Raw genomic sequence first — 17970 nt, 5'->3', positions numbered from 1 at the left:
TTCACGGGCTGTCGCCTCCTTTGGAAGTTGCTTGACTGGAAGATGCAGGCGCATCATTTAAACCAAATTCCTCGCGCTTCTTGCGCAATTCCTTATCGATTTCCTTAACGCCTTCCTCCACCGCTTCACGCGGTATTTTGCCATTCAATACGATTTGGTTCCAAATATTCGCGATATGCCTGGTCGTGTAGTAACCGCCAATGACAACCTCGCGCTCCTTGAACCATTCCCACTGCTCGAGAATCGCGTTAATATCAGAGGACTGCCACGGCATCCGCTTCAGCGCCTCGATATTAGCGGTATTCCATCTTGCTTCTACGCCAAGCAGCGCTTCAAGCTCGGAGCCGAATCGTTCCTGCGTATCTGCACTCGTCCACCATTTCAGAAATTCCCATGATTGTTCTTTCATATCGGTATCTTTGAAAATCATGCCCGTTTGCGCGAGGCCGCCGGTTGAACGGTTGATTTGCCCGTCCTCCTGCTCGATGCCCGGCATCGGCTTCATCCCCCACCAGCCTGTAAGCTCCGGCGCTGCAGTAGATAGCAGCACGTAAGTAGAATAGTCCGCTACCCCGATTGGCATTTCGCCGGAACGGAAACGGTTATAGAAATCGGCTTGCTTCGAAATTTTGAAGTTCGTAAACAATCCTGCCCAAAGCTTAAATGCCTTCATCGCCTCTGGCGAATCAAGGTTCGAGTATTTACCGTCTTCACGGTAAAACTCGCTGTTTTGCTGGAACAGGAACGGCGCAAATTCATTAATCGCAAGCGCTGGATTATTCGGAGCATGCGGGTAGAAAAAGTCCATTCCGTTTTGCTGCAGGATCGGAATAAGATCCATAACTTCCTGCCAAGTGTCTGGAATTTCAGACTCGGAGATGCCCAGCTGCTGCATAATATCTTTGCGATAGAACAGCATGTTGAAGTTTTGATTTTCTGGCAACGCGTAGCTGCCGTTATTATATTTGTAAGGAATAAGTGCACCTGGCCTGAATCGAGCGGCTACTTCATCGTAATCGTCGTATTCCTCCAAGTTGACCAATCCATTGCGCACAGCATAATCAATTGGAATTTCACCCTCTACACCAAGCGCAACATCTGGCGCTAAACCCGCCGTGCTTGCCAGCAAGAGCACCTGCATCTGCTGAGCCGGAATCACGTTGACATTTACTTTGATGCCTGTTTCTGTGGTGAAATCCTCATCAATCATTTGCTTAATAATGTCGACCCAGTCGCGCCCTCTCGCTACCCAAACGTCCAGCACCTTCTCGTCTTCATACACGTTGCCGATACCGCCGTAGTTTTTCGTGAACGAGCTCGTAAAGTCGTAAATCATCGTACCCGTTCTAGCCAGCCAGCCTGCATCAGGCTTCGGCCATGCCGTATCTGGCGATTTAATGATGAGATAATCAAGCAGCAAACTCTGCTTGCTCAGCCCATTCACCCATGTCCCAAGCGATGCCTGCAAATCATTGAATTGCAGCATGCGTCCTGGAATGGAGGTTGTATCGTTAGACATGCTGAGCAGCACGTCGCGCGCTTCGTAAAGAGGACTTACTTCAGAGCTGCCCTTGTCAACGCCCAGCTCATAAAGTCCTTTGATCGTATCATCGAAGCTCTTGGCCATAAGCTGCAGGCGCGGTACGAGGTTTGCGATATTTTGCTCCAAGCGCCAGTCGCCATTCGGATCGGGGTTCGTACCCGTAACTTGAATAACCTCACGGCCGAGCAGTGACATTTTGCGTGTCGTATCTGTAACCGTCTCGAGCATTCGCCCAAGCGCACCAACCTGAACTTCCATTCGAATCGTATGCTTGCCCTTTTCTAGATAATAGAGATAGGGCTCATTGCTCTCGCTGTCGCCGCCGAACTTAGCAACTTGGAACTCCGCCTTATAAGGAAAAGAAATTTCATTCATTTCTTTAAATGGCAGCTTGCCATCAATCGTTACCGTCCGCTGTGTTGGCATTCCGTTAAGAAACCATTGCCCATAACGTGCTCCGATTTCGTACAGACCGCTTTCAGGCACCTCAATTCCCCATTCCGCCCACTGTCCGCCCGTTCGCCAGCTAGCGCCGCCGAACGTGTTAAGTACAATAGAATCTTTTTTGAATGGCTCTGTTAACGGCTCGCGATCCTCGATACGCTTCAGCGTCGGATCGGATTTTAAGGTCGACAGCTCGGCCTGCGCCTTAATAAGCTGTCCCGCTGTTTTCTTGTAGCCCTTCTGTTCATATGTGCTGGCAACCTCGGCGTAAGTTGGTATCTTTACCGGCGAGTAAATGTCAATTTTCCCAATTGCCGCAGGCTCCCTAACCGCCTGAAGGCGCAGCGTATGCTTGCCCTTTGTCAGATAGAAACGAAACGGCTCGTACGTTTTGCCTTCTGCATCACGGAATTCCCGGTATTGCCAACCGAATGTCTCTTCCCTGCGTGGATTGAATTCATTATTCTGATTGTCAAACCATGTTTTTCCGGCTTCCTTCCACATCCTTTGGAATTCCAGCTTCTTCGCTTGGAAAAACGGATATTTTCCGTCAATTTGCAAGCTGCGAACGACGGATGAGCGCTTGCCCTCCATCGCGTAATAGCTCATTCCCATTTGATAATAGCCATCCTGCGGCACTTCAAAGGAATAATCCGCCCAGCTGTCCTCATCTATAAGAGCCAAGGCTTGACCTGACTGGTCACCTAAGCCCGAGACGATTTGTGCTCCTGACTCGCTGATTCCCTCATAATTTGTAGAAGACAGCGTGATGCTGAAATCCGTCGTATCTGACGCTCCTTGTTCACTCCAGGTGTCTACATATTTATTAAAAGACGGCTCCAGCTTGCTGCTCGCGTCTTCACCTTCCAAAATTGACGATTGATCGATTCCAGCATCCAGCGCAATTCCAGCCATCGCATCATCGTTGTAGCCCCTTGAATTATTCCACCATAAAAAGAAGCAGACTAATGCGGCAATGACAACCAATGTTACTTTATACTTGCTTAGCCAATGAATCACCAAGGAGCACCCCCTTGCCATACTAGCGTAAACGGCTTGCGTCATTTTAAGGCGGCGCAGCTATCGTTTCGCGATAAATGTTAAAACGTTTCGTTGTGTTATCATGCCGAATCATCCTTCAATGAAGGATGATTCGGTTTTCTGGTAAAAGAAACAATATTATTGGGCGAGCTCTTTAATCAGTTTTTCCTTTTCGGCCTTCAGCTTGTTCTCAATGTTTTCTTGCGTTTGCTGAATGGCTGTTTTTGAATCAACGTTTTTATCAAGTGCGGCTAATACACCTTCAACCCATAAAGGCCATGCTAAACCGTCAAGACGAGTAAAACGTCTAATTGGAATGAGGCTGGCAAGCTCATTGTAGAACTTGTAATCCTCTTGGTCGCCGAGGTAAGGATTTGTATGTGACAGGTACCATTCTTGGCTTGTAATATGCTTGTAATCCGGTTGAACCGATTGTTCAATCCATAGTTTCCAAGCTGCTTCGGACGTTGTAATAAATTCTACGAATGCCCATGCTGCATCTTTATTGCTGCTTTGTGAAGGAATGACGAATGTCGATCCGCCCATACCAACGTTAAGTCCAAAAGGCATTGTTGTAGCTTTCCATTTGCCTTTTTGATCCGGGAAGTTGATTTCTAGATCACGTGCGCCGTAAGTTCCCGCTACGTACATCGGGGACTCGCCTTTTTTCAYGCGCTGCTTGCCTTTATCACTGTAGATGCCGTCATGCGGAGCAATTTTCAATTGGTTAACTTGTTTTGAAATATCGAGGAATTTTACGAACTCATCCGTGTTGCGAACCCAGTTCATTTCGCTGTCGTAGTATCCAAGTGAATCGCCTAACCAGTGAACGGGTGAATCACGCCATTCCATGGAATACTTTCCGTTTGCTTTCAACGTTTGAGCTAGTGTGAAGAAGTTGTCTGGATCTTGAATGTATTCGCCAAGCTCGGCTGGATCAGATGGCAAGCCCAGCTCTTCAAAGATGTCTGCACGGTAGTAAGTTACAGCAGGTGTAACATCCCACGGCATACCTAACAATTTGCTGCCGTCAATGGACGACCAGCGGTTCCAGTTATACTCCGATACTAGGCTTTGATATTTGCCAGCATCATATTGCGGTTGAAGCAAATCCTCCAGTACATTTCCTGTGCTATAGCGTGTAAACTGGCCTTGCTCAACAAGCGCAACATCCGGCGCTCCTTTGCCAGCTGCCAAAGTCGTTTGCAGCTTATCGTGCAAATCTCCGAACGGTACAAAAATCGTTTTCAGCTTGATATTCGGATAAACTTCATTAAACGCCTTTTGAAGCGCAGCATCCTTCTCTTTGTTGTCAAGGAACGTCCAGAACGTTACTTCACCTGCAATCGACGGATCAATGGAGGACTTGGCAGCCCCGCCATCAGGCTCAGAATTATTAGCGGCCGGCTCATTTGTAGACGCTTCCTTATTGCCTTCCGTATTCGCAGGCTTATTCTCTTTTCCATTATTAACCGAGTTTTTACCTGCACCACTGGAGCATGCCGTTACGAGCATAATAAGAGCCAACATAAAAATGAAAGTGCTTGTTAACTTTTTCATTTAAAAAAGCCTCCTCCGTAATTTTGAATAAAGCGTTTACATTTTAACCCTTAAACGATATAGTCATTAATGCCTTGCTTGATTATGGTTCTTAGATGAGTAAACAGTGTTTAACACATTTGTTAATCAGAAGCATTTTTTTGCAGGCATCAAAAACGATTTCTATTTTTTGTTTCTCTTGCTGCTATGACTCCCTCTAGTTATCAGCATTGTAAAGCTTAAACAATTCCAGCTTGCTCTCACTGCTCAGCTTCTGTTTTGAATCAAACATAAGCAGTTCTTGACTTAACAGCCCAGTTTGCTTATATTCTAGTTAATTTATTAACCGTATAGCGCGAACCTATATTCATGCATTAAAACATATGTAAACTTGTTCAGCTCAAGCTTCACCCCCAAGAGAAATAACCATTATGTTAATCGATTAATGATTATGTTACATGATTTAGTTTAACACGTATTTTTACGTTTTCAAGTACTAAAATTCAATTCAAGCAAAATTTTCGTTCAACTTTTTCAATGCTGATTTGCATTTTTAGTTACAATCTGCTTAACACCCGCTGGATTGCCTCGTTTTTCATGTTTAAGCACAAAAAAAATCACCCATTTCTGAGTGATTAGCATTTATATAAATATTTAATGTTGATCATTTTTTCACTCTGCCTCAATGATAAATGGAACAATAAATGTTTTTCCTCCACGCTGAAATTGCCCCCACATTTTATATAAACCCGTTCAGGGAAACGAGTGGAGAATTCAGCGGTCGGCCCACTTCTGTTGTCATCCTTCGGATGGACATGCAGGTAACGGCTCCTATCCTCGCTCAAAATAACAACATGTCCGATAGCCCCTAAGTAAGGCTGTAAATCACTAATCGGTTCTTTCGTTTTTTCATCGCTTAACGTGAATATCAAATCTGTCTCTTGATCGGCTTTGAATGAGGAAATCTTCAAGGAGACAGCAATACCATCAACGATTTTTGTTAGGTTTTTATCCTTCTTCAGCGGCTCCTGAGCTTGTTTTGCTCCTGACACCTGTAGATGGGACGCAACCGTCATCTGCGGAGAACCTGTCGGAATAAAATCTGCGTACAGCTTATAGTTTCCACTCTTGTTGAAGGATGCAGCTACCTCGAACTTACCTTTCCCTTTATACTCAGGATGAATATGCATGAAGTCCTTCAAATCCTCGCTTACGAGAATGAGGTGCATGAGCTTCTCATGATTGACTTCATATTTTTCAATCGCCTTTCCCGCATGATCATAAAGAAACAACTCGATATTTGTTTCCTTCCCAGGACCAGGACGCACCGGCGAATAACGCCATTCCAGCTTAATATCGGCCGCTGACATTTGTTCTAAGCGGTTGTGGCCGCTATGATTTTCCGAAGTATCATGTTCCATCTCATCGCCTTGTGCATTAGCCGTATGACCACGATGTTCATCAGTGACAGCAACATTGCTCACAGCATGCTGGGAATGATCACTGACTGCCGGGCTTCCGCAGCCCGCCGCAAGCAAGCTAAGAATTATGATTCCCGCAGTTACTGTCCGCTTCCGATACTTTTTTGCATGCAAAGCCGATTTATTCATAACCATTCACCTCATGCTTTAAAATCTAATCTCATCCATTATTGCCCATCGACCTCAGCCTCAATCCTGCTAACGGACGATAGTATGCGTTATCCCAGTGCTTAGAATATTGTAATAAATAGTACCAAGTCATAGTACCTTGTTATATGATTATAGTAGATATTACCATCCGCTTAAGGAGAGGATCAGATGGATGATTTTAATGAGTATTTATTTACAACTAGAGAGAAATTGTTAAATGAAATATCATGCCTAGATGACGATGAATTCAATCGTACATTTGAAACTTCAATGTGGAGTATAGCTCAGGTTTGCCATCATTTATTGAAAACGGAAAACTTGTTTAGAAAGGCCATTATGTTCGGGCTTAAGCAAAAGATTTTAACCAAAACCGAACGTCAGCCTATTGAAATTGTGTTGGATAAGTCGGTGAAGTATCAAGCTCCCCAAATTTCAGAACCTGATTCAGGACCATTTCAAGTATCACAGATCATTCAATTATTAAGCGAATCAAGAATTAAATTAATGGATGTTCTTGGTAAGATTGAGGATAAATCTATTGTGGAGGAAATAGCAGTGAATCACCCGAGGTTTGGTAACTTACCTTTAGATCAATGGATCGAACTGCTATATTTGCATGAGCAGCGGCACACAGAGCAAATTAAAGATTTAAAAGCACTTCGTTAATATAAACGTATATTTATTGCTTTCATAATAAACGAAATCAGAACCAAAAAAAAGAGGGGCTGTATTCAGCCCCTACCTGCTTTATTTTATACGATGTCGTATCCTTGATCCTCGATCGCTGCTTTTACTGCCTCTATCGTAACCTTCGATTCGTCGAAATCGACTGTTACTTTCTTGTTTGCCAAATCTACCTTGCCTACCGCTCCTACATTTGCAACGGCCTTCTCAACCGAACTGACACAATGACCGCATGTCATGCCCTCTACCTTCAATACTGCGTTTGCCATCATTAAAATCCCCTCTCCGTCTATTATTTCATTAGTTTGTTAACGGTAATGAGCAATTCATCGATAACTTCACTTTCGCCTGCTTGAATACGTTCAATTACGCAGCTTCGCATATGTCCTTCAAGCAGCAGCTTGCCGACACTGTTCAAAGCGGATTGTGCTGCGGCAATCTGATTAAGCACGTCATCACAATACGTATCCTTCTCTATCATCGCCTTAATGCCCCTAATTTGTCCTTCAATTCGGTTCAAGCGCTTTGTTAAATTGTCCTTCATTTGTGAGGAGTGATGACTCTTACGCGGACCGTTTGGGTCGCAGCAGTCATCCGGTGGATGGGAATGCTCATGACTCCCATCGATTATTGCTTCATTGTCCATTTCGCATACCTCCATGGGGTATTACTTGATAAATTCATCATATCATACCCCTAAGGGGTATGTAAATACTCTTTTTAATAATGTAAATTTATTCCTTATATTACACTTTTATTCTTTTCTCTATTATGCTACGATCATCCTCGTGTTCATCCTAAACCACATCGAATCGGAGGAATATCAGTTAATGGATTATTATGCACATGTCAAATGGTTTACAGACATCATCGCGGAGAAACAACCGCTTGCCGCCATTCTTTCTCCTTTTTTTATGAAGCTGGCAATGATTATTACCGTTCTGCTCGCTGTGCTAACCAAGTTCCTTCCTGAGTTATCGAGCTCAAATTTGTCTACAAAAGTGGATCGTCAGCTCGTTAAGCTCCGGCGATATTCCTTACCCATCCTAAAGTACGGCACAGCTGCTGCTCTTCTCATTCAAGCAGCTTCCGGAACACGCTTCGCACTGGAATTTAAGCTTACAGACGGCTGGCAAACGATCCTAATGTGGACTGCAATCATATTACTGCTTATTCCGCGGCATTATGCAACAAAAATTGGTGCGCTTGTGATGCTCGTTCTATTCATTGAATCAGGCATTGAAGCAGGAATATTTCATATGCTTGATTATGGTTTTTATTTGGCCATTATCGGCGCCCTGCTGCTCGAGCGAACTAAACTATCCGAATGGGGATTCCCCCTTCTCTATTTGGGAACAGGCTTATCGCTTTGCTGGGTCGCCGTAGAAAAATGGATTTACCCGACAATGGCAGAAGATATTATTATTAAACATCACGTACCCACGTTTGGTTTTGATATCTCGCTATTTATCATCATGGCTGGTTTTATTGAGTTCGTCGTCGGTTATTTACTCGTAATCGGTATTTTGAACCGAATGTTGTCTGTGGTGCTAACCTTTATTTTCATTTCAGCAACGATGCTTTTTGGCATGAAAGAGCTGATTGGTCATTTTATGATTCACATCGTACTGCTTTTGTTTATTATCGAAGGCGCTTGCATCTATAAGAAACCGCTCTCCGTTTATCGCACGACCTTCACGCAAATGGTGTTTGTTCCGCTTAATTTTATTTTCGTACTAGCTACCTACCTCCTCCTGTATTACCGCTTCGCTTAACTCTTATTGGAATCATTCCGGAGCCCACTTTTTATTCGTGTTTGACACAGCCATAATATTACTTCTATATAGTTAGTAATAGACTCTATTGTGCAGAAAGGATGAATCGTTATTAAAACTATTATTAATTTCGCCCATCGCGGAGCAAGCGGTTATTGTCCCGAAAATACGCTCGCTGCATTCAAGAAAGCCATTGAGCTAGGTGCTACTGGCATCGAAATTGATGTTCAACTAACGAAGGACGACCAAATCGTTATCATTCATGATGAATCACTAATGCGGACAACCGGCTTGAACAGGCTTGTAAAGGATACAGCATACGAGGAGCTTATGTCACTCGATGCTGGCAGCTGGTTTGACCCCGCCTTCCAAGCCGAACGAGTCCCACTTTTAGAGCAGCTTCTTGAGCTTCTCCGTCATACGGATATCATTTTAAATATCGAGCTTAAAAACGGTATCATCCAGTATCCAGGTTTGGAGCAAAAGGTAATTGACATGGTCCGAGCCTTCGGAATGACTGATCGCATCATTCTATCCAGCTTCAATCATTATTCGCTCTTGCTCTGCAAGCAGCTGGCACCTGAAATTCGTACCGGCGTTCTGTATATGGAAGGGCTTTATCGTCCTTGGGAATATGCGGCGACGCTTCAGGCTGATGCACTGCATCCTTTCAAATACGCTGTAACGCCAGAATGGACAGCTACCGCCGCTGCACATGGCATTGCCTACCATCCGTTTACGGTTAACGATGCGGAAGAGATGGAGCGACTCCTTAACGCAGGTGTAGACGGAATCATTACGGATTATCCTGATCGATTGGCTGAGGTGCTATTAAGGAGAGGGGCATAAGCGGTATGAAAAAAACATGGCTGCTCGGGTTCGGTTTTTTTAGCATCAGCATTACATGGGCGCTTTACAACGCATTCGTCCCCTTTTTTCTCGATAAGTTTTTGACGAGTACGGCGCTGATTGGATTCATGATGACGATCGATAATTACTTTGCTCTTTTTTTGCAGCCATGGATTGGAAGCCGCAGTGATCGCACAAACACGCGCCTTGGCCGAAGAATGCCCTATTTGCTCATCGGCATGCCACTTGCAGCCTTGTTCGGTGCGCTCATCCCTTGGCACACAAGCTTGCTCACGCTCGTATTGTTTATGGTGCTTATGAATCTGTCGATGAGCCTGTACCGCTCCCCGACTGTCGCGCTTATGCCCGATATCACTCATGACAGCAAGCGTACAAAAGCAAATGGCATTATTAACTTCATGGGCGGGATCGGCTCCATTATCGCTTTCGCAGGAGGCTCGTTTCTATATGAGAAACATCACTCACTCCCTTTTCTAGTTGCATCCATTTTAACGCTCATTTGTTTAGTCATTCTCTTGAATAATATAAAAGAAAAACGTGATGCGCTCTCTTACTCGCCTGCTGAGAAGACAACAAAAATATCGTTCAAAGAACAATGGAACCGTCCTACGATCTTTTTACTTGGTGCAATTTTCTTCTGGTTTCTTTCCTATCAAGGGGTTGAAGCCTTCTTTACTCTGTACGGCACAAAGCACTTACAGCTGACCGAAGGCCAATCATCATTCTCGCTCGCCTTCTTCTCACTCGCTTTTGTAGCTGCCGCCATTCCAAGCGGACTGCTTGGCAACCGCTTCGGCAAAAAGCTTATTATCACGTTAGGGGTTATTGGCCTCATCGTAATTTTTGCAGCGATCTCTTTCGCAGACGCGCTGCTCCCGCTTCGTACCTTGCTTATTGTCGGAGGCATCTGCTGGGCGATGATCAATATCAATTCCTATCCGTTTATCGTTTCGCTCGGCAAAGAGCAAAGCATCGGTACACGGACAGGCATCTATTACTTAATCTCTTCACTTGCTGCTATCGCTTCACCGCCGCTCATGGGCGGATTGATTGATCTGCTTGGTTATTCCGTGCTGTTCTATTTCTCATCAGGAGGCATGGTTATTGCGCTCTTGTTCCTGCTATATGTAAAAGACAAGGGTCTCGCTAGGCCTGTGAATGATCCATCTATTTCGACAAGCTTATAATATAAAAAAATCCGGCTGCGCGACTTCTGACGTCGCAGCCGGATTTTATTGTTATACCTTAGTGGATGCTGCCTTTGCTGAATCCGCCGCCCATGACGTCGGATACATGCTCGATAGCAATAAAGGCATTCTCATCGATGGATTGCACGATAGCTTTGAGCTTCGCAAGCTCAAGTCGGGATACGACGCAATAGATCATTTGCGTTTCATCCTTTGAATAGCCGCCGCGCGCTTGGATCAATGTCGTTGTACGACCTAAACGGTCAATAATCGCTTGCGATACCTCATCATATTCAGAAGAAATAATCGTTACCGATTTCGACTCATCGAGACCTTCCACAACGATATCAATTAATTTAATCGCTATATAATATGTAAACATCGAGTACATGGCTGAATCCCATTCAAACACAAATCCCGCAATTACAAAAATAATAACGTTAAATATCATGATAATTTGTCCGACTGGCATACGCATTTTCTTCGAAATCAGGATCGATACAATTTCTACGCCATCCAGCGAGCCGCCGAAACGTATCGCAAGACCAACTCCTGCACCGAGAATAAGACCACCGAACAAAACAGCAAGCAGCTTTTCTTCTGTAAATGCTTCAACGTGATGGAGCAATGATGTCGTGATCGACATGACGATAATGCCATAAAGGGTTGAGATCGCAAACGTTTTCCCAATTTGTTTGTATCCAAGAATTAGGAACGGTACGTTCACTGCGAACAAGAACACGCCGAGTGGAAGCGATGTGAGGTGCGCCAACATAATCGATATACCGGCAATGCCACCATCGATTACATTATTCGGAACGAGAAACAATTCGAGTGCGACGCCCATTAAAATCGAACCAATCGAGATAAAAATAAACCGCTTAAAAATTTCTAAAGATGATAACCCCTTATGCGTTTTTGCCAACTGCCCATCCTCCGTTTTCCCGATTTCATCCTATAACTTTAGCATAAAAAAGCATTTTTTTCAAAAACGCATGTACCTCGTTTAGAACATATGCTGTACTATCCTGTCCTTATTCCGTCGCAATAACCGTGCAAAACATCTATTTTCAGCTAGTGTTTACAAAAATATTGTAAACTTTCCAACAAAAGAAGAACTGCTTCAGCCAACATGCGCTTGGAAGCAGTCCTTCATAGTCTTACATTTATGCTCACAAATTAGTCTACGTAACCTGCAAGGCCTTTGTCCATCAAATAATCCATTTCAGCGTCCAAGATTGATTCCACGACCAGCTCATTGGACTTTACATCAGGACGGCTCAGTACATAATCTACGAGCTCGTCGCCGTCAATATCTACCTCGCCATTTTTATCTTCCTTCGCGCTGCCGATGAACGCTTGCTCATGCTTTAATACAAGCTTAATCAGCTTCTCATCCGCGTTTGTTTCGTTTGCTATATACTGCAAAAGTTCTTGCTCGTTCAGTTGTTCTGTCATCGTTAGTCATCTCCTAATTGTATCGCTCGTCTCATTGTACCACATTCATATGACCTTTATGAGACAGTACGTCTATACTTGTTGTAAAAATTGACTGCCATGCAGTTGATCATACAACCCTTTTTTCGCAAGCAGCTCATCATGTGTACCGCGCTCCGCAATTTCACCATCTTTAATAAATAGAATGGTATCCGCATTTCGAATGGTACTGAGTCGGTGCGCAATAACGAAGCTCGTTCTGCCGCTAAGCAGCTTCTTCATCGCTTCTTGAATTTGGAGCTCAGCCAGCGTATCTACACTGCTCGTTGCTTCATCGAGTATAAGCAGCGCAGGATCTCCAAGAATGGCCCGAGCAATCGTGATAAGCTGGCGCTGCCCGTGGCTTATGTTCCCGCCTTCCGCTGTCAATTCGGTCTCATAGCCTAGCGGAAGCTTCGTGATGAAACTATTCGCATTCGCTTGGGCAGCCGCCTCCTCCACCTCTTCATCGGTAGCATCCAGCTTGCCATAGCGGATATTCTCACGAATGGTACCCGAGAACAAATGGGCATCCTGCAGCACGATTCCTAGCTGTTTGCGCAAGCTGTTTTTGTCTATCGTGCAGATGTCTTCGTCATCAATCAGTATTTGACCGTCCTTGATCTCATAGAATCGCCCAATCAGATTAATGATCGTAGTCTTGCCCGCTCCAGTTGGACCCACTAGCGCAACGGTTTCTCCCGGCTTAGCAATAAAGGAGATGTTATTAAGCGCTGCGGTTCCGTCGTTATATTCAAACCGCACATCGCGAAACTCTACCTTGCCGCCAATCGATTCCAGCTCTTTCACGGACTCGGGTTCTTCATATTCTGATGGAATATCCATCATCTCAAACACCCGCTCCGCGCCTGCTACCCCCGACTGAATCATATTGTATTGATTGGCGACCTCATTCAAAGGGCCTGAGAATTGCTTCGAGTAACCGAGGAAGCTTATGATGACGCCCACTGTTGCATGGTCATGAATTGCCAGCCAGCCGCCGACTCCTGCAATGATTAAATAGCTGATATGACCAAACATGTTCATGAACGGGCCCATCGTACCCGAATAAATTTGAGCTTTAGTTCCTACCTTCTTCAGCTTGGCATTAGCGGCGCTGAATTGCTCGGCCATTCGCTCCTCTTGATGAAACAGAGCCACAACCTTCTGGCCGGATACCGTTTCCTCTATAAAACCGTTCAGTCCGCCAAGTACCTGCTGCTGCCCTTTGAACTGCCGCTGTGTAATCTTTGCTATTCGCTTCGTAACGAAAACGATGAGCGGGATGATGACGAGTGTAACGAGTGTGAGCCACACATTTAAGAAAAGCATCATCGCGAACGAACCCACAAGCATAATGACGCTTGATATAATTTGTATCAGGCTTTGGTTCAGCGTATTCGTTACATTATCAATATCATTGGTTGTGCGGCTCATGAGCTCACCGTGATTTTTACTCGCGAAAAATGGAATAGGCAGCTTTTGCAAATGATTGAATAGTTCCTTGCGAAGGCTCCACACAGTTCGCTGCGATACTTCAGCTAAGTAAATGGCCTGAAGCCAACTAACTAAGCTGCCAGCCGCATAGATGCCGAGCATAAGCAGGCAGATTTGGAGCAAACCGTTATATTGTTTCGCAATAATATAATCATCCAAAGCCTTGCCAAGAAAATAAGGACCTGCAAGCGTAAGTCCTGCTGCAGCTATCGTGAGTGCAATAACCGCTAGCAGTCTAGCCCGCCCATGAAGTAAATAAGTGCCGATTCTTCTTAATGTCGTTAGCGTATGATTCATCTATCAAGCTCCTTGCTGGGAAAAGGCCATTTTCTGGTATAGCTTGCTTTGTTCAAGAAGCTCCTGATGCGTGCCAATGGCTGTAATTCGACCATTCTCAAGCACGATAATCCGATTTGCCTGCTGTACGGATGCAATTCGCTGACCAATGATAAGACAAGTGCTGCTCTTCATAATCTCTTGCAACGATTTGCGTATGAGTAAATCCGTTCTCAAATCAACCGCGCTTGTACAATCATCAAGGATCACAATTTTGGGTTTCAGCAGCAACGTCCTAGCAATGGACAACCGCTGCTTTTGGCCGCCGGACAGATTGACCCCGCGCTGGCCAAGCAGCGTATCATAGCCATTCTCCAGCTTCATAATGAATGCATGAGCCTCAGCTGCCTTGGCTGCTGCCTCTATTTCATCCTGACTCGCATCCGGCTTGCCATAGCTGATATTGTCACGAATGGTTCCACTGAACAGATGCGCCTGCTGGAGCACCATTCCGATTTGGCCATGCAGCTCTGCAGAAGCGATCTCGTTAATCGGATAGGAATCAATGCGGATCATTCCCTCTGTCGCTTCATAAAACCTTGGAATGAGGCTGACCAGCGTTGATTTTCCTGAGCCGTTTATCCCTACGATCCCAATCGTCTCGCCCGGCTCTATATTCAGATCTATGTCGTGAAGTATGTTTTTCTCCGAGCCTTCATAGCCGAAGCTCACATGGTCAAAAGTTATTCTGCCAGCTTGAATTTTTTTGGACTGCTCGTTAGCTTTTCGTTCAGCTGTCCATTTATCTGCCGGAACCTCCAGTATCTCATTGATGCGATCAGCAGAAGCCTTGGCCCGAGAGATTGCAATCAATTGATTTCCTAGTCCTAGAGTAGAAAAGAGAAGCTGTGTAATATAAGTTAAAAAGGCGGCGAGACTTCCCACTGACAGCGCCCCGTGCTCAGAGAGCATTCCCCCATACCATAATGCAGCTACAATACTAAAATTAAGAATGATCGACACAAGCGGCGTATTAAGCGCAACGATCTTAGCTGCTTTTAGACTGGCATGCAGTAGATTTGAGTTTGTTTCATTAAAACGTTCTTCCTCGTAATCGGACCGAACAAATGCTTTCACAACGCGGATACCGGACAAATTTTCTTGCATAACGGTATTCACTTGATCAAGCCGATGCTGCATCATTGAAAACAAAGGGACGGTAATCCGAGTTGTAATGATGAGGAAGAGAGCTAATAAGGGTATCATTGCGAGCAAAATAATAGACAGGCGCGGGCTGATGACAAAAGCCATGATCAGACTGCCGATAATAATGAATGAACTGCGTGCAAATACGCGGAGCAGCAGCAATACTAAGTTCTGAATTTGTGTGACATCACCCGTCAGTCTCGTCACGATGGAGCCTGAACCAAAACGGTCAAGCGATCGAAGCGACAGCGACTGTATTTTTTGAAACAGCTCCTGCCTCAGATCAGCCCCAAAGTTTTGCGATGCTATCGTCGAGAACACCGTGCAGCCGACACCTGCGATTAGTCCGATCAATGCGGCGATCAGCATTTTGGGCGCGGTGCTCGCGATTGCTGTGAGATCACCTGCTATAATGCCCTCATTCACAATGCTCGCCATGAATCGCGGCTGCAGCAAATCCATGACCACCTCTAGCAGCATAAACAGCGGTGCCAGCACAGCGCTCAGCCAATATTTCCTCAAAAATCTAGTGAGCTTTAACAACTTACCACCTCAATCTCCCATCATTTTGCGCAAACTGCAATAAAGAGGGCAGCGCGACCCGCTCCCTCTTGATAAAGTAATTATAGCATCCATCCTCTCGTTTCTACACCTAAATAATCATAAAATAATGTTAATGACTCGCTTTTGAACTTTCCACCTGTTAAAATCAAAATACCATTTAAAAGCTGTGCGTAACTGGCGGAACATGGGCAACCATGAGGAAGCGCACAGATCATTAGCCGTACGCCTGGGCAAAGGTAAGGGGACATACCCCTTGCCTTTTTATGTTTTTTTAACATTTATTTATAAGGGGCTGAGGTAGAAGATGACCGAGAAACTGATTTTGGATGGAGCCATTGTGGCCGATGCGATTAAAGAGCAGCTGAAAGAAAGAGTTGAGATTCTTAGCAAGCGGGGAATCATTCCATGCTTAGCGACGATACTGGTGGGCGATGACCCTGCGTCTGAAACCTACGTTCGAATGAAGGGCAATGCATGCAAGCGGCTTGGCATTGATTCCAAACGTATTCATTTGAACAAAAACATTTCAACGGATGATTTAATTGACGTTATTTTGCAGCTTAATGAAGACCCGCTTATTCACGGCATCCTCTTGCAGCACCCTGTACCGCATCAAATTGATGAGCGTGCTGCCTTTGAAGCGATTAGTATCCATAAGGATGTTGATGGTGTAACCGCGTTAGGTTTTGCTCAAAATGCATTTGGTTATGCCMAGTATCCGTCATGTACCCCTGCTGCTATTATGGCTATTCTTGATTACTATGAAATCAAGGTCGAAGGCAAACATGCCGTCGTCGTTGGACGAAGCCCGATTCTAGGCAAACCCGTTTCTCAGATGCTGCTGAACCGCAATGCAACCGTAACAACCTGTCATTCCAAAACAGAAAATTTAGCGGAGCTATTGCGTCTTGCCGATATCGTCGTTGCTGCAGTCGGCAAACCAAGCTTTATTCAAGGCGAATGGATTCGCGATGGCGCTGTAGTACTTGATGCAGGGTACAACAAAGGGAATATTGGGGACGTTGACTACGAGGCATGCCTAGCAAAAGCAAGTGCGATCACCCCTGTGCCTGCAGGCGTAGGTCCTGTTACGATCGCCACGCTTCTGAAGCATACGGTTGACTCCGCTGAGCGATTTGCACTTCAATAAGAGATATAGGAAGAAAAACGAGGGGATCTTATTTGCCGCTTTGCAGCTAAGATCCCCTCGTTTGTTCTATGGGATGTCTACACATCCCGTTCTAATAAATACCTCGCTGTAAACTGATCGGTAATGAGTACATTCGTGTAGCCGCCGCGCAGCGCGCCATAAATGCCATCTACCTTCTTCGCTCCGCCTGCCACAAGTATCGACTGGTCCTTGCGTTTCAGTTCATCGAGACTGATTCCAATCGTGCGCTGGTTCATGAGTGTTGAACAAATATTGCCTGTAATATCGATATAGCGTGAGCATATATCGCCAGCTGCTTTCTCGCGAATAATTTCCAGATCTGAATCTGTGAAATAATTGGCTCTAATTAATACAGAATCATCCGTAGGTGCTCCTACGGTTACAACGGCAATATTAGAAAGCTTCCCTAGCTCCAAAATATTGCGGATATGGCGATCCGATTCAATCGTCCGCTTCACAACCTCATGGTCAACAAGCGCCGGCAGCGGAATAAAGTAAGGTATCGTATGGAAAGCCTTGCCGAATAAATGAACAATTTCATAAGCGTATGTATTGGTTTCCGAATGGCTAACCCCGCCGTTGAGCTGCACGACCTTTACGTCGCGAACCGGCTTATCCTTAAGCTGAGAAGCCATTTGAAAGAGCGTCGTTCCCCACGTTGTCGCAATGATATCGCCATCTTTTACCGTATCGTATAAATAGTTCGCTGCCGCTTCGCCAATATACTTTTTTACGATGCTGTCCTCATACTGAGGCACAGAAACGATAACCGCTTTTTTCAGCCCAAACTTCGCTTCCAATCGATTCGCCAGAACAAAATTGTTTTCGTTCGGGTGTACGATTTTTATTTGAACATACCCCTCATCCTTCGCCTGCTGTAAAAATCTTGATATCGTAGGGCGCGATACCCCCAGCTTCTGAGCGATTTCTTCCTGATTATAATCCAGTTCATAATACAGCCTTGCTACATCAATCATTTTGCTAAGCTTATCATCCAGTCGATCATCAGCCATCCAAGTTTCACTCTTTCTATTTATGTCTAGAAATGCAAACGGTATCTACTCCC

The 17970-nt window shown here is 44.9% G+C and carries 15 protein-coding genes and 1 riboswitch; of the genes, 5 read left to right on the top strand and 10 right to left on the bottom strand.

What is annotated here, in order from left to right; all coding sequences use genetic code 11:
* Position 1 precedes the first annotated feature (1 nt).
* The 3 genes from AC1DPK_RS11585 to AC1DPK_RS11575 all read right to left on the bottom strand — a co-directional run bounded on the left by AC1DPK_RS11585 (position 2) and on the right by AC1DPK_RS11575 (position 6177).
* Positions 2-3007: an extracellular solute-binding protein gene (locus AC1DPK_RS11585; protein ID WP_477510406.1), complete on the bottom strand. Its 3006-nt coding sequence runs from the start codon at positions 3005-3007 to the stop codon at positions 2-4.
* Positions 3008-3166: 159 nt separating this feature from the next.
* Positions 3167-4588 carry an ABC transporter substrate-binding protein gene (locus AC1DPK_RS11580; RefSeq protein WP_477510405.1) on the bottom strand — a complete coding sequence of 474 codons (1422 nt, stop codon included), beginning with the start codon at positions 4586-4588 and terminating at the stop codon, positions 3167-3169.
* A 614-nt stretch (positions 4589-5202) separates the two neighbouring features.
* Positions 5203-6177, bottom strand: coding sequence for a hypothetical protein (locus AC1DPK_RS11575; protein WP_477510404.1), 975 nt, complete (start codon positions 6175-6177; stop codon positions 5203-5205).
* Between the two features lie 189 nt (positions 6178-6366).
* Here AC1DPK_RS11575 and AC1DPK_RS11570 point away from each other — a divergent pair, with 189 nt between their 5' ends.
* Positions 6367-6864, top strand: a complete 498-nt coding sequence (locus AC1DPK_RS11570; protein WP_477510403.1) for a DinB family protein — start codon at positions 6367-6369, stop codon at positions 6862-6864.
* An 86-nt stretch (positions 6865-6950) separates the two neighbouring features.
* Here the strand turns inward: AC1DPK_RS11570 and AC1DPK_RS11565 are convergent, their stop codons facing one another.
* Together AC1DPK_RS11565 and AC1DPK_RS11560 are read right to left on the bottom strand one after the other, a co-directional pair.
* Complete coding sequence (locus AC1DPK_RS11565; RefSeq protein ID WP_054023077.1) at positions 6951-7151, bottom strand: copper ion binding protein; 201 nt, start codon at positions 7149-7151, stop codon at positions 6951-6953.
* Between the two features lie 23 nt (positions 7152-7174).
* On the bottom strand, positions 7175-7528 hold the full coding sequence (locus tag AC1DPK_RS11560; RefSeq protein WP_441882687.1) for a metal-sensitive transcriptional regulator: 354 nt from the start codon (positions 7526-7528) through the stop codon (positions 7175-7177).
* Positions 7529-7712: 184 nt separating this feature from the next.
* On the opposite strand from AC1DPK_RS11560, the gene AC1DPK_RS11555 reads away from it, so the two are divergent.
* The 3 genes from AC1DPK_RS11555 to AC1DPK_RS11545 all read left to right on the top strand — a co-directional run bounded on the left by AC1DPK_RS11555 (position 7713) and on the right by AC1DPK_RS11545 (position 10714).
* The gene (locus AC1DPK_RS11555; RefSeq protein WP_477510402.1) at positions 7713-8657 is read left to right on the top strand and encodes a hypothetical protein; all 945 of its coding nucleotides are present in this window, start codon (positions 7713-7715) and stop codon (positions 8655-8657) included.
* 111 nt (positions 8658-8768) lie between these two features.
* The gene (locus tag AC1DPK_RS11550) at positions 8769-9506 is read left to right on the top strand and encodes a glycerophosphodiester phosphodiesterase (protein WP_477510422.1); all 738 of its coding nucleotides are present in this window, start codon (positions 8769-8771) and stop codon (positions 9504-9506) included.
* A 5-nt stretch (positions 9507-9511) separates the two neighbouring features.
* Positions 9512-10714, top strand: coding sequence for an SLC45 family MFS transporter (locus AC1DPK_RS11545; RefSeq protein ID WP_477510401.1), 1203 nt, complete (start codon positions 9512-9514; stop codon positions 10712-10714).
* 58 nt (positions 10715-10772) lie between these two features.
* On the opposite strand, the gene AC1DPK_RS11540 is transcribed toward AC1DPK_RS11545, so the two are convergent.
* The 4 genes from AC1DPK_RS11540 to AC1DPK_RS11525 all read right to left on the bottom strand — a co-directional run bounded on the left by AC1DPK_RS11540 (position 10773) and on the right by AC1DPK_RS11525 (position 15712).
* Positions 10773-11639: a YitT family protein gene (locus AC1DPK_RS11540; RefSeq protein WP_339204879.1), complete on the bottom strand. Its 867-nt coding sequence runs from the start codon at positions 11637-11639 to the stop codon at positions 10773-10775.
* Between the two features lie 254 nt (positions 11640-11893).
* Positions 11894-12172 (bottom strand): hypothetical protein, encoded by a 279-nt coding sequence (locus AC1DPK_RS11535; protein ID WP_076267180.1) that lies wholly within the window; start codon positions 12170-12172, stop codon positions 11894-11896.
* Between the two features lie 72 nt (positions 12173-12244).
* Positions 12245-13984 (bottom strand): ABC transporter ATP-binding protein, encoded by a 1740-nt coding sequence (locus AC1DPK_RS11530; protein WP_477510400.1) that lies wholly within the window; start codon positions 13982-13984, stop codon positions 12245-12247.
* 3 nt (positions 13985-13987) lie between these two features.
* Positions 13988-15712: an ABC transporter ATP-binding protein gene (locus tag AC1DPK_RS11525; RefSeq protein WP_477510399.1), complete on the bottom strand. Its 1725-nt coding sequence runs from the start codon at positions 15710-15712 to the stop codon at positions 13988-13990.
* A gap of 181 nt (positions 15713-15893) precedes the next feature.
* Positions 15894-15972, top strand: a riboswitch (ZMP/ZTP riboswitch).
* A gap of 65 nt (positions 15973-16037) precedes the next feature.
* On the opposite strand from AC1DPK_RS11525, the gene AC1DPK_RS11520 reads away from it, so the two are divergent.
* Complete coding sequence (locus AC1DPK_RS11520) at positions 16038-16883, top strand: bifunctional 5,10-methylenetetrahydrofolate dehydrogenase/5,10-methenyltetrahydrofolate cyclohydrolase (protein WP_477510398.1); 846 nt, start codon at positions 16038-16040, stop codon at positions 16881-16883.
* Positions 16884-16960: 77 nt separating this feature from the next.
* On the opposite strand, the gene AC1DPK_RS11515 is transcribed toward AC1DPK_RS11520, so the two are convergent.
* Positions 16961-17917 carry a sugar-binding transcriptional regulator gene (locus AC1DPK_RS11515; protein WP_477510397.1) on the bottom strand — a complete coding sequence of 319 codons (957 nt, stop codon included), beginning with the start codon at positions 17915-17917 and terminating at the stop codon, positions 16961-16963.
* Positions 17918-17970 lie beyond the last annotated feature (53 nt).

The organism is Paenibacillus sp. 01T424 (assembly GCF_056398745.1).
Note: the sequence above shows the minus strand (reverse complement) of the source record. Positions and strands in the feature narration are given on the sequence as shown.

Bases quoted from the DNA above. Each gene is read 5' to 3' on its own strand.
- AC1DPK_RS11575 (WP_477510404.1), bottom strand. From the start codon at position 6,177: ATGAATAAATCGGCTTTGCATGCAAAAAAGTATCGGAAGCGGACAGTA.
- AC1DPK_RS11570 (WP_477510403.1), top strand. From the start codon at position 6,367: ATGGATGATTTTAATGAGTATTTATTTACAACTAGAGAGAAATTGTTA.
- AC1DPK_RS11565 (WP_054023077.1), bottom strand. From the start codon at position 7,151: ATGGCAAACGCAGTATTGAAGGTAGAGGGCATGACATGCGGTCATTGT.
- AC1DPK_RS11560 (WP_441882687.1), bottom strand. From the start codon at position 7,528: ATGGACAATGAAGCAATAATCGATGGGAGTCATGAGCATTCCCATCCA.
- AC1DPK_RS11555 (WP_477510402.1), top strand. From the start codon at position 7,713: ATGGATTATTATGCACATGTCAAATGGTTTACAGACATCATCGCGGAG.
- AC1DPK_RS11545 (WP_477510401.1), top strand. From the start codon at position 9,512: ATGAAAAAAACATGGCTGCTCGGGTTCGGTTTTTTTAGCATCAGCATT.
- AC1DPK_RS11535 (WP_076267180.1), bottom strand. From the start codon at position 12,172: ATGACAGAACAACTGAACGAGCAAGAACTTTTGCAGTATATAGCAAAC.
- AC1DPK_RS11530 (WP_477510400.1), bottom strand. From the start codon at position 13,984: ATGAATCATACGCTAACGACATTAAGAAGAATCGGCACTTATTTACTT.
- AC1DPK_RS11515 (WP_477510397.1), bottom strand. From the start codon at position 17,917: ATGGCTGATGATCGACTGGATGATAAGCTTAGCAAAATGATTGATGTA.